Source organism: Roseibium sp. SCP15, assembly GCF_040329435.1.
Classification (GTDB): Bacteria; Pseudomonadota; Alphaproteobacteria; order Rhizobiales; family Stappiaceae; genus Roseibium.
Map to the genome: position 1 here is coordinate 996,796 of NZ_JBDZYI010000003.1, position 15,170 is coordinate 1,011,965.

Sequence of the window (15,170 nt, forward strand, 5' to 3'; positions counted from 1 at the left end):
CTGAGTTTGAAATACCAGGCAAACGTCAGGGTACAAGTCTTCTGGTTTTTGCGTATCGGAATATGGCACAAGCAGATGCAATCACGTCATGAAAGGATCAGGTGAGACGCCATGACCAACGTCCCCTCGCCGCATATCATCATCACCTACTGCCGCCAATGCAATTGGCTGCTCCGTTCTGCGTGGATGGCTCAGGAAATCCTGTCCACATTTTCCGAAGAAGCCGGGGCTGTCACACTGGTGCCGGGAACCGGAGGAACCTTCACCATAACCTGTGAGGATACCCTGATCTGGGACCGAAAACAGGACGGAGGCTTCCCGGAGGCAAAGATTTTGAAACAACGGCTCAGAGATCTTCTTTGGCCTGAAAAGGACCTTGGACATTCCGACAGGGAAAAACCATCCGCAAAAACCTGACCACGGACGCAGCGCCCTTTACCAAAACCGAACAGCGTCAATGGGTCTGGAAATCACTGCACAAGCTTGTACTACAAAGCAAATTTTTCAAATCCATCGGTTTATCTGGCAACACAGTGAAAATTTCTTACTCAAATCTATTCTCATTTGGCTCTTTTTAAATATTTGCAGGCATTGTGCTCTGAACAACGCTGGGTCGGAGCCGCATAATGAAGTTCCCTTTCCTTTCTTCCGGGAAAAACGTTTCTGAGACCTCTCGCAACCAACAGGACGTTGCCAGCCCTCAACGGCAACGCTTCTTCTTTGATTGGTCGATCAAGACACAATTGCGGATCGGCTTCGCCGTGATGCTGTTATGCGCCATCGGCGTCGGTGCCAGCGGCCTGATCGCAGCTTCGCGGGTTCAGAACTCCGTGACTGTTGCCAAAACCGCGAATGAACTTCTTGGCGGTGTTCCCCAGCTGCTGACGCACGCCCAGAAATTCAGCCGCGAAGGAAATGCCAGCGACGCTGAAGCGGTTCAGGCCGATATTGCCCTGATCTCTTCGGAAACCGGTCAGCTGGCAGAGGAAAGGCCGCAGGTTGCCCAGGCGCTCACATCGATCGTGGCCGATCTCGATACCAATTTCGGCGGCTTGACCGAAAACCGGGGCAAAAGAGACGTTGCCGTTGCTGAACTCGACGGCCTGACCGCCACTCTCGTCGAGACCACAAACAAGGCATATACAGATTACAAGGCTCTTGCCTCGTACCGGTCCGTGCATGCGATCAACAACGAAGGCAAGATGACAAAGCTGTCGCAGGTCGCTCCCCGTTTGAGCAACATGCGCGTGGCAGCGATCGTGCTGGAACAGGAAGCTTCAGCCTTTGCCGCGTCTCCCGACAAAGCCAGCGCCAAGAAACTGAGCGACCGGGTCAAGGCCCTGGACAAGGATGCCAAGGCCGTCCGGCGGGCGGTAAAGACCGATGGAATCAAGGCAAACGTCAAGAAACTGACAAAGAGCTCCAAGGCTTTTGAGAAACTGATCAAGGCACATCTGAAGTCGGCCGGAAGCGGAAATACGGACGCTGCCTGGGAAAGCGATTTTCAACCCGCCGTTCAGGGCTTGACCGAACTGGCCATTTCCATTGTCGAGGCGGCCGAAGAACCGATCAAGGAACTGACCAAGGAGTTGAGGGAATATGATCGTGCGACGGCGGATCTCGCATTGCTGTCGAACTATACCCAAAGCGTTGCGCGCAATGTGCTCGGCATCCGCAGCGCCTATTCGGATTACCTGAACACTTCCTCCGAGGTTTCTGCGGAAGCCTTTCAGGTCTACCTGACCGATGCGCAAACAGAGCTGAACAGCCTGGAAGAAATCCGTCTTGCCGCAGCGAAACACAGCTCCGACAAGGCCATGACCGATCTGCTGGATGGGCCCTTGAAGACCCTCGTGACGGCCGGCAATGAAACGCTGCCTCAGCTGGATACCACCTTTGCCAACGTCAAATCGACGACTCTGGCCCTTCTGGACAGTGAACAGGCCTTCGCCAAGGCGGCAGCGGAACTGACGGATCAGGCGGCAAACATCAGCACAAGCGCTGGAGCATCCGCGGTTACGAGCGCAGGTGCCGCGCAGACCCAGATCATTCTGACATTGGCCCTTGCCCTGATGCTCGGCATTGCTTTCGTCGTCCTGCTTTCCGCAGCCATTGTTCGCCCGATCAGGGGACTGACAGCCGCGATGCTCAAACTGAAAGACGGCGACACCGACTTGTCGCTGCCGGCGGCCCATCGCAAGGATGAGATCGGCCACATGGCAAAGGCAGTCGGCACATTCGCGGATCGTGAACAGGAACGCTTGCAGCTGGAAGAACAGACACGTGCCGGACAGGAAGAAGTCCGCAGGCGGCAGCAAACCGTTGATGCGCTCGTAGCCGAATTCCGCGACGATATCGAGACCGCGCTTTCCACCGTCACCGGCAACATGCAGCAACTCGACCAGACCGCGGAACTGCTGTCAGGCATTGCCCGCAACACCAGCGGCAAGAGCGAGGAAGTCAGCACGGCCTCCACGCAGGCCAGCGACAATGTGCAGACGATCGCTGCAGCAACGGAAGAACTCAGCGCATCGGTGCAGGAGGTCGGCCGTCAGGTTACCGACACGCTGCACCGGGTTGAGGAAGCGACCGGTGCGACGCGCACATCCAATGATCAGGTCAAGGGTCTGTCGGCTGCGGCCGAGAAAATCGGGGCCGTTGTCCAGCTGATCCAGGACATTGCCGAGCAGACCAATCTGCTGGCCCTCAACGCCACCATCGAGGCGGCCCGCGCCGGAGAGGCCGGAAAAGGGTTCGCGGTGGTTGCTTCGGAGGTCAAATCCCTTGCAGGCCAGACAGCCAAGGCGACCGACGAAATCTCCAGCCAGGTTTCCGAAATTCAGTCTTCCACGGATGCCGCCGTCCAGGCCATCAGCGCCATTATGGGCATGATGGAGGACGTCAACGAAACGGCGGCCGCCATGGCTTCTTCGGTGGAACAGCAGGCGGCTGCGACCGCCGAGATCTCTTCGGGTGTCTCCCAGGCAGCGGCCCAGACCAGTAGCGTAACCGACAACATTGGCGATCTTTCCAAAGGCTCCAGCGAGACCAGCCAGTCCGCCCGTGAAGTCGAAGACATCACCGACGCAGCCACCCGGCAACTGAACGAAGTTACCGGCAGGATCGACCGTTTTCTGCAGGACGTGGCAGCCGCATAAGCTGCCCCTTCCCTTTCAACCTGTTTTGATAATCAAAGTGCATTCCGGAGACCTGTGAGAGGTCTCCGAGCGCTGACTCACTTCGTCACATTCACACACCGGGAAGGTCCGATGGTCATTTTGCTCATCGGGCAGGCATTCCGAATTCCGAATACAAAGTCCGACTGAACAGCCCTCACTTCCGTGGCCTGCTCCTGGCCGTTCACACCGTAATAGGCGTTCACGTAGAACCATCCCTCTTCAGGTATGCCCGTGGCACTTTCTGAAATTCCCGAATAGTTCAGATGATTGATCCGCATCCCGAACGGCACGAGACCGCGCTGATCTATCGCGGCACGCGCATGACACGAGATGCATGATGAACTGTTGACCAGACCGGCTTCCGTGACAGAATTGCCCAGCAGAGTTGACCTGCCTGTTGCCGACACGAAATCGGTCTGGCTGCCCTTCATCCTGTAGGATCGCCAGGCCTTGTCCTCGGGAGTTGGCAATCCGGACTTGTTTTCTTCCTCGGCTGACGCGATCCGCAGCGCAGTCAGAAGTGTTTCAAGAGCTGACCCCATCCGGTCGGCACCAGCATAGGATTTTGCCAGGTCAAACACGGCTGTTGCGTCTCCATCAACCTCTCGCAGTTGGTGCGGCGGGATGAAATTGGCTGCCTCCCCCTGAAGATCTGCCTCGTCTGAGTGGTGCTGATTGGTGCTGATGAAACCGAAGCTGTCATTGCACCCCGTGAAGTCGCATCGCCCGGGATTGGCAGCGTGTTCGAACGTGGACCAGAACCAGTTTGGCAGGTCTTTGGAAATGATGTGAAAGGCTATCAGGATATGAGGTTCTGGCGTTCTGGATCCCGTGCCGGCATGCTTCGACACGAGGTCCATCCTTATGAACGGAAGCTCCGGATCATCAGGATCCAGACCGATCATTCGGGCATTTTCAAACGACAGCCAGTTTGCCTTTACGACAATCGACCTGATCGGAAATTCGACGGATGCAGGCACTTGCGGCCGCGCGAATTCGGCATTCGGATCGAGGATCTTCGGCCGATAGGGAGCGAAGGCGCCAAGCTTGCCCACATGCGCCTGGTAGATCGCTCTCAGGCCGTCGGCATGATACATCTGCCTGTCAAAGATGTAGTTCATCATGTGCTTGTTGCGGTAGACCAGCTCTCGTTGCAGGTCACCGATCACGGCTGCTTTCAGACTGTCAGGCACGTTTTCCCAGGTTACCGATTGATCTTTTCCCTGTGTTCTGGTTGCCACTGACAACGGCAGACTTCTTGCCTTGGAAGGCGCTTCGAGTACGTGTTCGGGTACACCGGCCACATCGCCCGGAAACACCGGGCAATGCGCCGGTTCGCCATCGTTCGATCCTTCAAGCCCGGAGCAACAGTTTTCAGCGAGACTACCCGGCTGGCACCGTGGCCAGGGGTCTGGCGGCCAGGTCTGGCGGTCGCTGCTCCAGTTTTCCCAGAACTTCGACAGAACCACATGGGTAAACAGCTTCCAGGCGAAGGAATCCGGGCAGGACATTGCCGGGTTGGTGACGTCCGGACCGAAATCATATCTGCCATCCCGATAGGTCAGATCGCATTCGGGCGTGTCGCGTATGTCGGACTGGAACCACATGGCGAAATCTATGTGGTTCGGTTCGTCCTCTGCCTGCAAGCCCCGAACAGTCATGGACAGCAGGACCAGAAAAGCTCCCATAAAGAGCAGAGCTCGCATCGATTGCCCCCTTGAAGCGAAGAGGATGACAACACCCTCGAAACGCAGATTCCCTTTCAGCCGATTGCGTCAGGAAATCACACCGGGTCGAAAAAGTATAATCCTGCAGGAACTTCATCGACATGATCTGGGCAACTCCGATGTCAGCTCCGTACACTCATAAAGGTCGGGACAAAGCGGCTCACTTGATCGGGACTTGAGGCTTTCAAAGCGGCCCATTAGGCTTCAGGTCATTCTGGAAAGTTGTTTGTTTTTGTGTTCGAAGCCGGGGAAGCACTGGCATGCAGAAAGTCAAAGACCGGGCTTCAACGTCTCCCATTCGCACACTCATTGCGCTCTTTTCCGGACCGCTGCTCTACATTCTTGTCCGCTTCCTGCCCGCTCCGGAAGGCATGTCCGCCGAAGCCTGGGCGTTGCTTGCGCTGCTTTGCTGGATGGTGGCCTGGTGGCTGAGTGAAATCCTGCCGCTTGCAGCCACGGCATTGCTGCCGGTGATCGTGATGCCGCTCTCCGGTATTGCCGATGTCGGCACCGTCACCCGCGCATACGGCCACCCGCTCATTTTCCTGTTTCTGGGTGGTTTCATGCTGGCCATGGCAATTGAGTCCGTCGGTCTGCACCGGCGCATTGCCCTGGCGATCGTCTCCCGCGTGGGGACACGGCCGCGGGAACTCACGCTCGGCTTCATGGTGGCAACCGCATTCCTGTCCATGTGGATCACCAATACCGCTGCAACCATCATGATGTATGCGGTGGCACTGTCGGTTGTCGACTTCATCAAGGCGAAATCGACAACACCGGATACCTTGAAACAGTTTTCCGTCGGCCTCATGCTCGCCGTTGCCTACAGCGCCTCCATCGGCGGAATGGCGACACTGATCGGTTCGCCGGTCAACGCCCTGTTGGCTACGATCCTCTATGGCGAGTACGGCATCGTGGTCGAGTTTGTCGACTGGCTCATGATCGGACTGCCGGTCACTCTGGTGATGCTGGTTCTCGCCTGGCTCCTGCTGACCGTTGCGCTCTATCCATCCGGGAACATCGAAGGACGCGACCTTGCCGAGGCCGTTCGAAGTGAACACGGCAAACTGCCACCCATGAGCCGTGCGGAAAGAACGGTCGCGGCCGTCTTTTTTCTCGCCGGGGTCGGCTGGATCTTCGGCGATCAGATTTCGCATCTCACCGGACTGCCGATCACCGATACGACAGTGGCATTGGTCGCGGCACTGCTGCTCTTTGCCCTGCCGGTAAACTCGGACATGACGGAATTCGCGCTCGACTGGAGGACGGCAGCGGGACTGCCGTGGAACGTGCTGATCCTTATCGGGGGTGGCCTGGCCGTCGCCCTGGCCTTCCAGATCACCGGACTGGCAGACTGGATTGGTGAACAGGTATCCGGTCTCGACATCGCCGTCTTTGCCATGGTGCTTCTGGTCACGACAATGATGGTGTTCTTGACAGAAATCATGTCGAACCCTGCTTCCGCTGCGACAATCCTCCCCGTAGTCTCCGCAGTGGCTGTCGGTTTCGACCTGACCCCGTTGTTGCTTGCAGTCCCGGCAGCCCTTGCAGCAAACATGTCTTTCATGATGCCGGTGGCGACCGCTCCCAATGCGATCGTCTTTTCCAATCCGGATCTGAAAATCCTCGATATGGCGAAGGCCGGCATCTGGCTCAATCTTTGCGGGATCGCCGTTTGCACCCTGATGGTCTACTTCGTCTTCAGACCGCTCGCCGGGTGGTAAGCCCGGATCAGGCGCGTTTCAGAACTTTGCCGCCCGCAGGTTCAAGTCTCGCTCCGCACAGGATTGCACGGTCGACAAAGCCAGAGTGAAGACCGAGCAGCCTCAATCACAAACACATCTGAAGGTCTCGAACCTGTCAAAAGTTTAAGGTCCAACGGACTGTTTTCCGCGGCATTTCGTCCCCATCTCCTAACCAGTCGTCTCAAAATGGGACAAGACAACCATCTAGGGAGAACTTGCAAATGATGAAAACTCTGGTTCCTGCCGCCCTGATGGCGGGTTCGCTGGTCGCCGCCCCCGTCGCTCTTGCCGCCAACAGTGACAACACTGCTATCGAAGGCACATATCTGCTGGTGCAACCCAATACCAGCCAGCGGGTACTCGCGCTCAAACCCGGAGGTACGGTCAGCCTCATAAGCCAGGGACAGCAAGTTCGCGGATACACATCCGGTCTCGGATCCTGGAAGATGACCGGGCCGGACAGCGCACGCGCGACGATCATTGATTTCAACCACCCTGAAATCGAGACCGGCGACGACGGCGCCACCCAAATTGTCTATGACCTGACTTTCTCCGATGAAGTCGACGGCCAGTTCCAAAGTGTCACCGGTCAATTTACCGGCCAGTCCTTTGCCAAGGGACAAAACCCGTTGGCCACTGACGTCAAACCGGCCCGCACCTTCGGCAACCAGTTCGACGGGATGCGCATCGGCGTCAACTGATCACGTCAGAGCCGGACGATGACAATCCTTCGCTGATTTTCATTGCTCATGCACACTTGAACGCCAGTGGCGACAGGTTCGCCACTGGCTGGATTTTCGCCGAAAACCGCTCCGAAACTATGCTGGCTTGTCCTGCTGATCAAAAACATCACGCGCTGCATTCAAACCGTTAATCGCCGCAGGCAAGCCGCCATAAACCGCCATCTGCCAGATCGCTTCAACGACCTCCGTCCGGCTGGCGCCAGCAGCCAGCGTATGTTCGATGTTTATTTTCAGCTGCGGTGCGGTTTGGCCGCCCAGCGCTGTCAGGGCGGCAATCGTGCATAGCTGTCGGGTTTTCAGATCCAGCCCCTGCCTCGCATAGTGCCGGCCATAGGCCCACTCGATCAGGCTCTCCGCGAACTCCGGCAGCAAATCGTCATACCGATCCTTCAGGACGGTTTCCAGATCCGGATTAAGGTTTTGCGTCAGCGCGCGTCCCCGCTTGAGTGCTTGGCTCATGTGTTTGCCCCTTCAGGCCTGGCTGGGCACCGTGTTCGGTCCGGGCACAGTTGTCGAAGGCGGGATCGACAGGTTCGCCTGCCTCCATCCTTCTGTAGAGGTCGATCTTTTCGTCCAGCACAGACAGCATCTCGGCAAGCCGCGAAATGTCCTCGCGAACCTTCACCCGATGGACCTCCAGCATTTCCCTGCGTTCGGTGAGCGATGCACCGCCCTTCGTCCGCAGGTCCGCGTATCGCAACCGGTCTTTGATGCCCATTCCGGTTGCCTTGAGCCGATCGAGAAAGTCGATCCAGCGCAGGATCGTCTGATCGTAGATCCGGCGCCCACCCGCATCGCGCAAGGGTTTGGGAAGTAGTCCGATCTTCTCGTAATAGCGCAATGTGTCGGTGGACAAACCCGACTTTTCCGCAAGATCACCAATTCGCATGTCTGTCTCCGAACAGGACGATTTTCTTCACCTACCGGTTGGAGTGCACTCCAGGTCAAGTGTAATTTGTTCGAATTCGCCCTCACTGGCGTAAATCCCGACAATCACGTCGATATTGATTGATCGATCAATCCAAAAAGCCGCATCATGAAAAGCAGATCATTGCGCATCATGTTTGGGAGGAAATGACATATGGACCGCAAGAACATCCTGATCCTGATGGTCGACCAGTTGAACGGAACGCTGTTTCCGGATGGTCCTGCGGACTTTCTGCATGCGCCCAATCTGAAAAAGCTGGCCGAGCAGTCAGTACGCTTTGAAAATTCCTATACCGCCTCGCCGCTTTGCGCGCCGGGTCGCGCAAGCTTCATGTCCGGACAGCTGCCGCGCCGCACTGGCGTTTATGACAATGCCGCAGAATTTGCCTCCGACATTCCAACCTACGCGCACCATCTCCGCCGTGCCGGCTACACGACATGCCTGTCCGGCAAGATGCACTTTGTCGGCCCCGACCAGATGCACGGTTTCGAGGAGCGCCTGACCACCGATATCTATCCGGCGGATTTCGGCTGGACACCGGACTATCGCAAGCCGGGCGAGCGCATCGACTGGTGGTACCACAATATGGGATCGGTGACCGGAGCGGGTGTCGCCGAAATTTCCAACCAGATGGAATATGACGACGATGTCGCGTTCCAGGCTGTGCGCAAGATCTACGACTACGGCCGGGGCAAATACGATCGGCCCTTCTGCCTGACCGTCAGCTTCACCCACCCGCACGACCCCTACGTCGCCCGCAAGAAATACTGGGACCTCTACGAGAATTGCGATCACCTGCTGCCGGAGATCCCGGCCATGGCCTATGAAGACCATGACCCGCATTCCAAACGCATCTTCGATGCCAATGACTGGCGCAACTTCACCATTACCGAAGAAGATATTCGCCGCTCGCGCCGTGCCTATTTTGCCAACATCACCTATCTCGATGACAAGATCGGCGAAATCCTGCATGCCCTCGACGCCATGGACCTGGCCGAAGACACGACCATTCTGTTCGTTTCCGATCACGGCGACATGCTCGGCGAGCGCGGGCTCTGGTTCAAGATGACCTTCTTCGAAGGATCGTCCCGCGTGCCGTTGATGATTTCCGACAAGAGCCTGACACCGGAGAAAGTCCCAACGCCGGTCAGCACGCTGGATGTATTGCCGACGGTCTGTGATCTCGCCGGCATCGACATGAGCGAGATCATGCCCTGGACGGACGGCGAAAGCCTGATCCCGCTCGCGATCGGCAAGGAACGCACCAGCCCCGTGCTCATGGAATATGCTGCGGAAGCCTCCTATGCCCCGCTTGTCGGCATTCGCGAAGGCGAGTGGAAATACATTCATTGCGAACTCGATCCACCGCAGCTCTTCAACCTGGAAAGCGATCCGAACGAACTGACCAATCTCGCCGACGATCCCGATTATGCGGACGTGAGTGCCCGCTTCGCACAGGCCGTCCGCACCGGCTGGAACATGGCAACCTTCGACGCCGAAGTTCGCCAGTCACAGGCCCGCCGCTGGATCGTCTATGAAGCCTTGCGCAACGGCGCCTATTTCCCCTGGGACTACCAGCCACTGCAGAAGGCCTCAGAACGCTACATGCGCAACCACATGGACCTGAACGAAGTGGAAGAAAGCCAGCGCTATCCGCGGGGTGAGTGAGAGATCGCACCAGTGTCCAATTTCATGGATTGACCGAAGCACTTTATCGGATAGGTTGAAACGGTAACCTTTTCAACAAACTATGCGATTGATGGCAAACGCGATTTTTTACTACAAACCCAACAGTCCTTATGATGACATAAAGGGTGTCAAGCATCACTTCCCTAAGCGTTATCTGCGCACAGTCGAACAGTCGATTGGGGACTGGGTCGTTTACTATGGGCCTGTCATTGGCATGCCAAGTAGATATTACACAATGGTTGCAAAGCCTACGCACATCACCCCCGACACTGAAAAAGAAGGTCACTATTACACTTACCTGGAGGAGAGCGTAGATTTTGATCACCCGCTGGAATACTCAGAGCATGGCGGATACGAAACTGGACTTTTCAAAGCAGACGGAAAACCCAACGGCGGTCGTGTAATAAATGCAATAAGACCTCTGTCTGATGAGGACTTTCGTTCCATAATCAATGCAGGTTTATCGGCACAAGATGAATGGCCTGCTCGTACAGATAATCCGGACGAGGCTTCTTCCTCCGACGGTTTCGGCGAACTCCACCAAACGCCGCTAGCGGGGCCTTATGGCGAACGCCCGATAATTTCTCAGCTTGTTAATCGGCCATTCCGAGACGCGAAATTTCGACATCACATTCGCAAGCTTTATGACCGCACCTGCGCCTTTACTGGACTTCGTCTCATCAATGGCAAAGGGCGACCTGAAGTCGAAGCAGCGCACATCATACCAGTTGAGAACGGTGGAAATGATTCAATCCAAAACGGAATAGCACTATCAGGCACAGTTCATTGGATGTTTGATCGAGGTTTGTTGTCACTTTCAGACGACTTCGACATTCTTCCATCACGACATCTGAATTACGACGTCTCTCACATGCTTCATGCAGACATGAAGGCTCGCGTACCTGAGGATCCGGCGCATCAACCTCATCCGCATTATCTGGATTGGCATCGGACAAACAAGTTTAAGAAATAACCTCGAGCATCGCATCTGAACTTCGAACGAACAACGGAAGTTATTGATCAGGCACTCACTGACGAATTTCAAAACTTCGAATAGGCCTCATATCCCGGTGGCAACGCCTTGCCGCTTTGCTCGGCTTCCTGTCTGGCCAACTCCAGAAAGGCGACCCGGCTCTCGGTGAAATCCGGAGCCGGTTTGCCGGCCGCCATCGCGAGACGTTCCAGACCGAAGCCGCCGCCGACAGGTCCCGGTCTGGCGGCCTGCTGGTCCGCCAGTGCGATCTCACCGATCTCGAGATAACCTTGCAGGGGATAGCTCAAGTCTCCGCCGGTGCTGCTGTCTGACGGATAATAGATGCCGGCCGTGGGGAAACCCGGCGTTTGCGGATGTCCGGCAGGAGCGAAGTATCCTGATCCGTCGCCGACGGACATCGCCTCATTCAGATCCCGACGGACAAACCGGCCTTTCTGCAACAGCGCGCTGTCGTTCAGATATGGTTCGAACAGGTCGGTAGACACGAACACAAGCTGTTCCGGATCGAGCTCGCCTTTCTCGATGGCAAATTCGATCAGCCGTTCGGCAATGTCCCCGGACCTCGAAGGGTCCGGCATGTTGACCACCATGATGTTGAAGAGCGCCAGAACGCCGGGTTCACCAGCCTTGCCGATATCGTCGATCCTGCAGGCCGGCTGGACACAGGTGGAGGCTCCATCCGGATAAGCGGGACGCGTATCGTCGAAACGAAGCCCACCATTGAATCCGAAATCGGTAAGCAGACTGAGTGGTTCGAGAGTCTCGAACCCCTGAGCCGAGAAGTGATCCAGAAAGACAGTTGCCATTCCGTCTTGAGCAAGTGACTTCGTGCCCGGCAACAACAAACCGGCAGCTCCGGCCACGGACAGGTTCATCAATTGTCTGCGATCGAGCAACATCGGCGCGTCTCCAAACTTTCTAAATCAACCTTGGTCGGTGCGGTCATGACACCACATCCGAGCGTTACGTCAACTTACAAACCCGCCACTTTTGTGGCCCCGGCTCCTGGCACCGGACTTCAGATCGCAGGAAGCATTTTCTGGACAGCCCTCGAGCTCCTCCTGACAGCCTTGTGTCAGGAGACTGACAGGAAGTGGCAAAAAGTGGAACAAAGCCGCAACAGCCCCCTTCCCTCGCGCGGGGAACCGGACCATATTGCGCAGCATGAGCAAACGCCCCACCAAATCCGGTTCCGACGACACGACATCCCCAGACGGCTTCGGCGAAGCGCCGCAAAAGCCCCTTTCCGGCACACCCTTGTCCGGCTCTATCAGCGATTGGGCCGCGGAGATCGCCGAGGAAGCCGAAAAGCCTGTCTCACAGACCGCAAGCAAGGGCAAAAGATCTCCTGAGCAAAGCGAAGGCAAGCGCGACCGCGCGCCGGCCGGTCAGGCCGCCCCCGCGGAGGACAGTGAGCGCAGCGAACGTGCGTCTGTGAGCGCCAGACGAAAGCCTTCTCCAAAAAAAGAAAAAATCACGAAGTCGGCGCGTGGAACCTCGATCGGCAAGGCTGACAGCGTCAGGGAACGAGCTGCCGGCGGACTGAACCCGGTCGCCGGGCTCGACATGACGCTCGAAGAGGCGGAGAAGCTCGAGCAGCAGCTCAAGGAACACAAGAAAGAAAACAAGAAGAAGAAAAAGGAAAGCAAGTTCGGCGAGCTGACCGGCAATCAGGGCGCGACAGCCACTGTCGAAGCGTTGTCGGCGCTGATCGAATCCGGCAATCCGCTGCACAAGAACGGTGAGGCCTGGGTTCCACACCGGCCGGAACGGCCGCCAAAATCCGAGGGCGGCGTCGAGATCGTTCTGAAATCGGACTACCAACCGCAGGGCGACCAGCCAACCGCGATCGCGGAACTGGTGGAAGGCATCGAGACCGGAGAGCAGACCCAGGTGCTGCTCGGCGTCACCGGCTCGGGCAAGACCTACACAATGGCGCAGGTGATCCAGCGCACGCAGCGCCCCGCACTTATCCTGGCACCGAACAAAACCCTTGCCGCTCAGCTCTACGGCGAGTTCAAGGCCTTCTTCCCGGACAACGCGGTCGAGTATTTCGTCTCCTACTACGACTACTACCAGCCGGAAGCCTACGTCCCGCGCACCGACACCTATATCGAGAAGGAAAGCTCGATCAACGAGCAGATCGACCGGATGCGCCACTCGGCTACCCGCGCCCTGCTGGAGCGTGACGACGTCATCATCGTTGCTTCGGTGTCCTGCATCTACGGTATCGGCTCGGTCGAAACCTATACGGCCATGACCTTCGCCATCGAGGTCGGCGAGCGCATGGACCAGCGCCAGCTGATCGCCGATCTGGTGGCCCTGCAGTACAAGCGCAACGACGCGGCCTTCCAGCGCGGCACATTCCGTGTGCGCGGCGACACAATAGAACTGTTCCCGGCCCACTATGAAGACCGCGCCTGGCGCATTTCCATGTTCGGTGACGAAATCGAGAACATCACCGAGTTCGACCCGCTGACCGGCAAGAAGTCCGGCGAGCTGAAAAGCGTCAAGATCTACGCCAACTCGCACTATGTCACCCCGAAACCGACGCTGAACCAGGCGACCAAGTCGATCAAGGAAGAGCTGAAGCACCGGCTGGAGGAACTGAACAATCACGGCCGCCTGCTCGAAGCCCAGCGCCTCGAGCAGCGCACCATGTTCGACCTGGAAATGCTGGAAGCCACCGGTTCCTGCCAGGGCATCGAAAACTACTCGCGTTACCTGACCGGCCGCAAGCCGGGCGAGCCGCCCCCCACCCTGTTCGAATACCTGCCGGACAACACGCTGGTTTTCGCCGATGAAAGCCACGTCACCATTCCGCAGATCGGCGCCATGTACCGGGGCGACTTCCGCCGCAAGGCGACGCTGGCCGAATACGGCTTCCGCCTGCCCTCCTGCATGGACAACCGCCCGCTGCGCTTCGAGGAATGGAACGCGATGCGGCCGCAATCCGTCGCGGTGTCGGCAACCCCGGGCTCCTGGGAGATGGACCAGTCCGGCGGCGTCTTTGCCGAACAGGTCATCCGCCCGACCGGCCTGATCGATCCGCCGGTGGAAATCCGCTCCGCCTCAAGCCAGGTCGACGACCTGCTGGGCGAAGTGCGCGAAGTTGCCCAGAAAGGCTATCGCACGCTGGTGACGACACTCACCAAGCGCATGGCGGAAGACCTGACCGAATACCTGCACGAAAACGGTGTGCGGGTGCGCTACATGCACTCCGATATCGACACGCTGGAACGTATTGAAATCCTGCGGGACCTGCGGCTCGGCGCCTTCGACGTGCTGGTCGGCATCAACCTGCTTCGCGAAGGTCTCGACATTCCCGAATGCGCGCTGGTCGCCATTCTGGACGCGGACAAGGAAGGCTTCCTGCGGTCGGAAACCTCGCTGATCCAGACCATCGGGCGCGCTGCCCGAAACGTCGAAGGCAAGGTCATCCTTTACGCGGACAACATGACCGGCTCCATGGAGCGGGCGATTGCCGAAACCAATCGCCGCCGGGAAAAGCAGCTCGCCTACAACGAAGAGCACGGCATCACCCCGGAAAGCGTCAAACGCAACATCGCCGACATTCTCGACAGCGTCTACGAGCAGGACCATGTCACGGTGGATGCAGGCTTTGCCGAGGAAGGCTCGCTCGTCGGCCACAATCTGGCGGCTCATATCGAGGATCTGGAAAAGAAGATGCGCGATGCTGCGGCCGATCTTGACTTCGAAACAGCGGCACGCCTGCGCGACGAAATCAAGCGCCTGCAGGAAACCGAGCTTGCCGTCGCCGACGACGCCATGGCCCGCCAGTCCGACGTCGACGCCAAGACCGGCGGCTACAAGGGCAACAAGAAATTCGGCGCCGGCGGCACCAAGGAAGGCGCCAGCGGCAAGAAGAAACAGACCGCTGCCGACAAGGCCCGGGCCGCACGCGAAAGAAACGCAGGCCGTGGCCCGGACAGCCTTCCGCCTCCATCAAGCAAGGTCCGCAAGAACACACTCGACGAAATGACCGTCGGCCGTACGGAAGTACCGCTCGGCCAGGACAGCGATCCGGTCAAACCGGTTGTCCGCGGCAAGATCGGTGCAGGGTCCTACGAAGATCCGGCGGATGAGAAGAAACGGCGCGGACGACCGAAAAAAAGTGGCCGGCCGGGACAGTAAGATAGATACC

Annotated in this window: 10 protein-coding genes and 2 pseudogenes; 8 read left to right on the plus strand and 4 right to left on the minus strand. The window is 57.7% G+C overall.

Annotation, left to right across the window (positions count from 1 at the left end; all coding sequences use genetic code 11):
• Nucleotides 1–111 precede the first annotated feature (111 nt).
• Nucleotides 112–417 carry a SelT/SelW/SelH family protein gene (locus ABLO27_RS18665; RefSeq protein ID WP_353034631.1) on the plus strand — a complete coding sequence of 102 codons (306 nt, stop codon included), beginning with the start codon at nucleotides 112–114 and terminating at the stop codon, nucleotides 415–417.
• A gap of 209 nt (nucleotides 418–626) precedes the next feature.
• Nucleotides 627–3,158 carry a methyl-accepting chemotaxis protein gene (locus ABLO27_RS18670; RefSeq protein WP_353034633.1) on the plus strand — a complete coding sequence of 844 codons (2,532 nt, stop codon included), beginning with the start codon at nucleotides 627–629 and terminating at the stop codon, nucleotides 3,156–3,158.
• Between the two features lie 77 nt (nucleotides 3,159–3,235).
• Here ABLO27_RS18670 and ABLO27_RS18675 read toward each other — a convergent pair whose 3' ends face one another.
• A complete protein-coding gene (locus ABLO27_RS18675) occupies nucleotides 3,236–4,885 on the minus strand; it encodes a hypothetical protein (RefSeq protein WP_353034635.1) in 1,650 nt (549 codons plus the stop codon).
• Between the two features lie 281 nt (nucleotides 4,886–5,166).
• Here ABLO27_RS18675 and ABLO27_RS18680 point away from each other — a divergent pair, with 281 nt between their 5' ends.
• Nucleotides 5,167–6,630 (plus strand): SLC13 family permease, encoded by a 1,464-nt coding sequence (locus ABLO27_RS18680; protein ID WP_353034636.1) that lies wholly within the window; start codon nucleotides 5,167–5,169, stop codon nucleotides 6,628–6,630.
• Nucleotides 6,631–6,872: 242 nt separating this feature from the next.
• Nucleotides 6,873–7,352 carry a hypothetical protein gene (locus ABLO27_RS18685; protein ID WP_353034638.1) on the plus strand — a complete coding sequence of 160 codons (480 nt, stop codon included), beginning with the start codon at nucleotides 6,873–6,875 and terminating at the stop codon, nucleotides 7,350–7,352.
• A 117-nt stretch (nucleotides 7,353–7,469) separates the two neighbouring features.
• On the opposite strand, the gene ABLO27_RS18690 is transcribed toward ABLO27_RS18685, so the two are convergent.
• Nucleotides 7,470–7,853: a carboxymuconolactone decarboxylase family protein gene (locus ABLO27_RS18690; protein WP_353034640.1), complete on the minus strand. Its 384-nt coding sequence runs from the start codon at nucleotides 7,851–7,853 to the stop codon at nucleotides 7,470–7,472.
• Nucleotides 7,807–8,283 carry a MerR family transcriptional regulator gene (locus tag ABLO27_RS18695; RefSeq protein ID WP_353034641.1) on the minus strand — a complete coding sequence of 159 codons (477 nt, stop codon included), beginning with the start codon at nucleotides 8,281–8,283 and terminating at the stop codon, nucleotides 7,807–7,809. Before ABLO27_RS18695 ends, ABLO27_RS18690 begins: the two co-directional genes overlap by 47 nt.
• A 192-nt stretch (nucleotides 8,284–8,475) precedes the next feature.
• Between ABLO27_RS18695 and betC the strand changes: the two genes are divergently transcribed.
• Entirely contained in the window at nucleotides 8,476–9,990 is a 1,515-nt protein-coding gene (gene betC, locus ABLO27_RS18700; RefSeq protein WP_353034643.1) for a choline-sulfatase, read from the plus strand.
• Nucleotides 9,991–10,081: 91 nt separating this feature from the next.
• On the plus strand, nucleotides 10,082–10,984 hold the full coding sequence (locus ABLO27_RS18705) for an HNH endonuclease (RefSeq protein ID WP_353034645.1): 903 nt from the start codon (nucleotides 10,082–10,084) through the stop codon (nucleotides 10,982–10,984).
• A gap of 68 nt (nucleotides 10,985–11,052) precedes the next feature.
• Here the strand turns inward: ABLO27_RS18705 and ABLO27_RS18710 are convergent, their stop codons facing one another.
• Nucleotides 11,053–11,904: a hypothetical protein gene (locus tag ABLO27_RS18710; RefSeq protein WP_353034647.1), complete on the minus strand. Its 852-nt coding sequence runs from the start codon at nucleotides 11,902–11,904 to the stop codon at nucleotides 11,053–11,055.
• A gap of 265 nt (nucleotides 11,905–12,169) precedes the next feature.
• On the opposite strand from ABLO27_RS18710, the pseudogene ABLO27_RS27150 reads away from it, so the two are divergent.
• Both ABLO27_RS27150 and uvrB read left to right on the plus strand, forming a co-directional pair.
• A pseudogene (locus tag ABLO27_RS27150) lies at nucleotides 12,170–12,599 on the plus strand (excinuclease ABC subunit UvrB); the annotation flags it as partial.
• 77 nt (nucleotides 12,600–12,676) lie between these two features.
• Nucleotides 12,677–15,160, plus strand: a pseudogene (uvrB, locus tag ABLO27_RS18715) (excinuclease ABC subunit UvrB); the annotation flags it as partial.
• Nucleotides 15,161–15,170 lie beyond the last annotated feature (10 nt).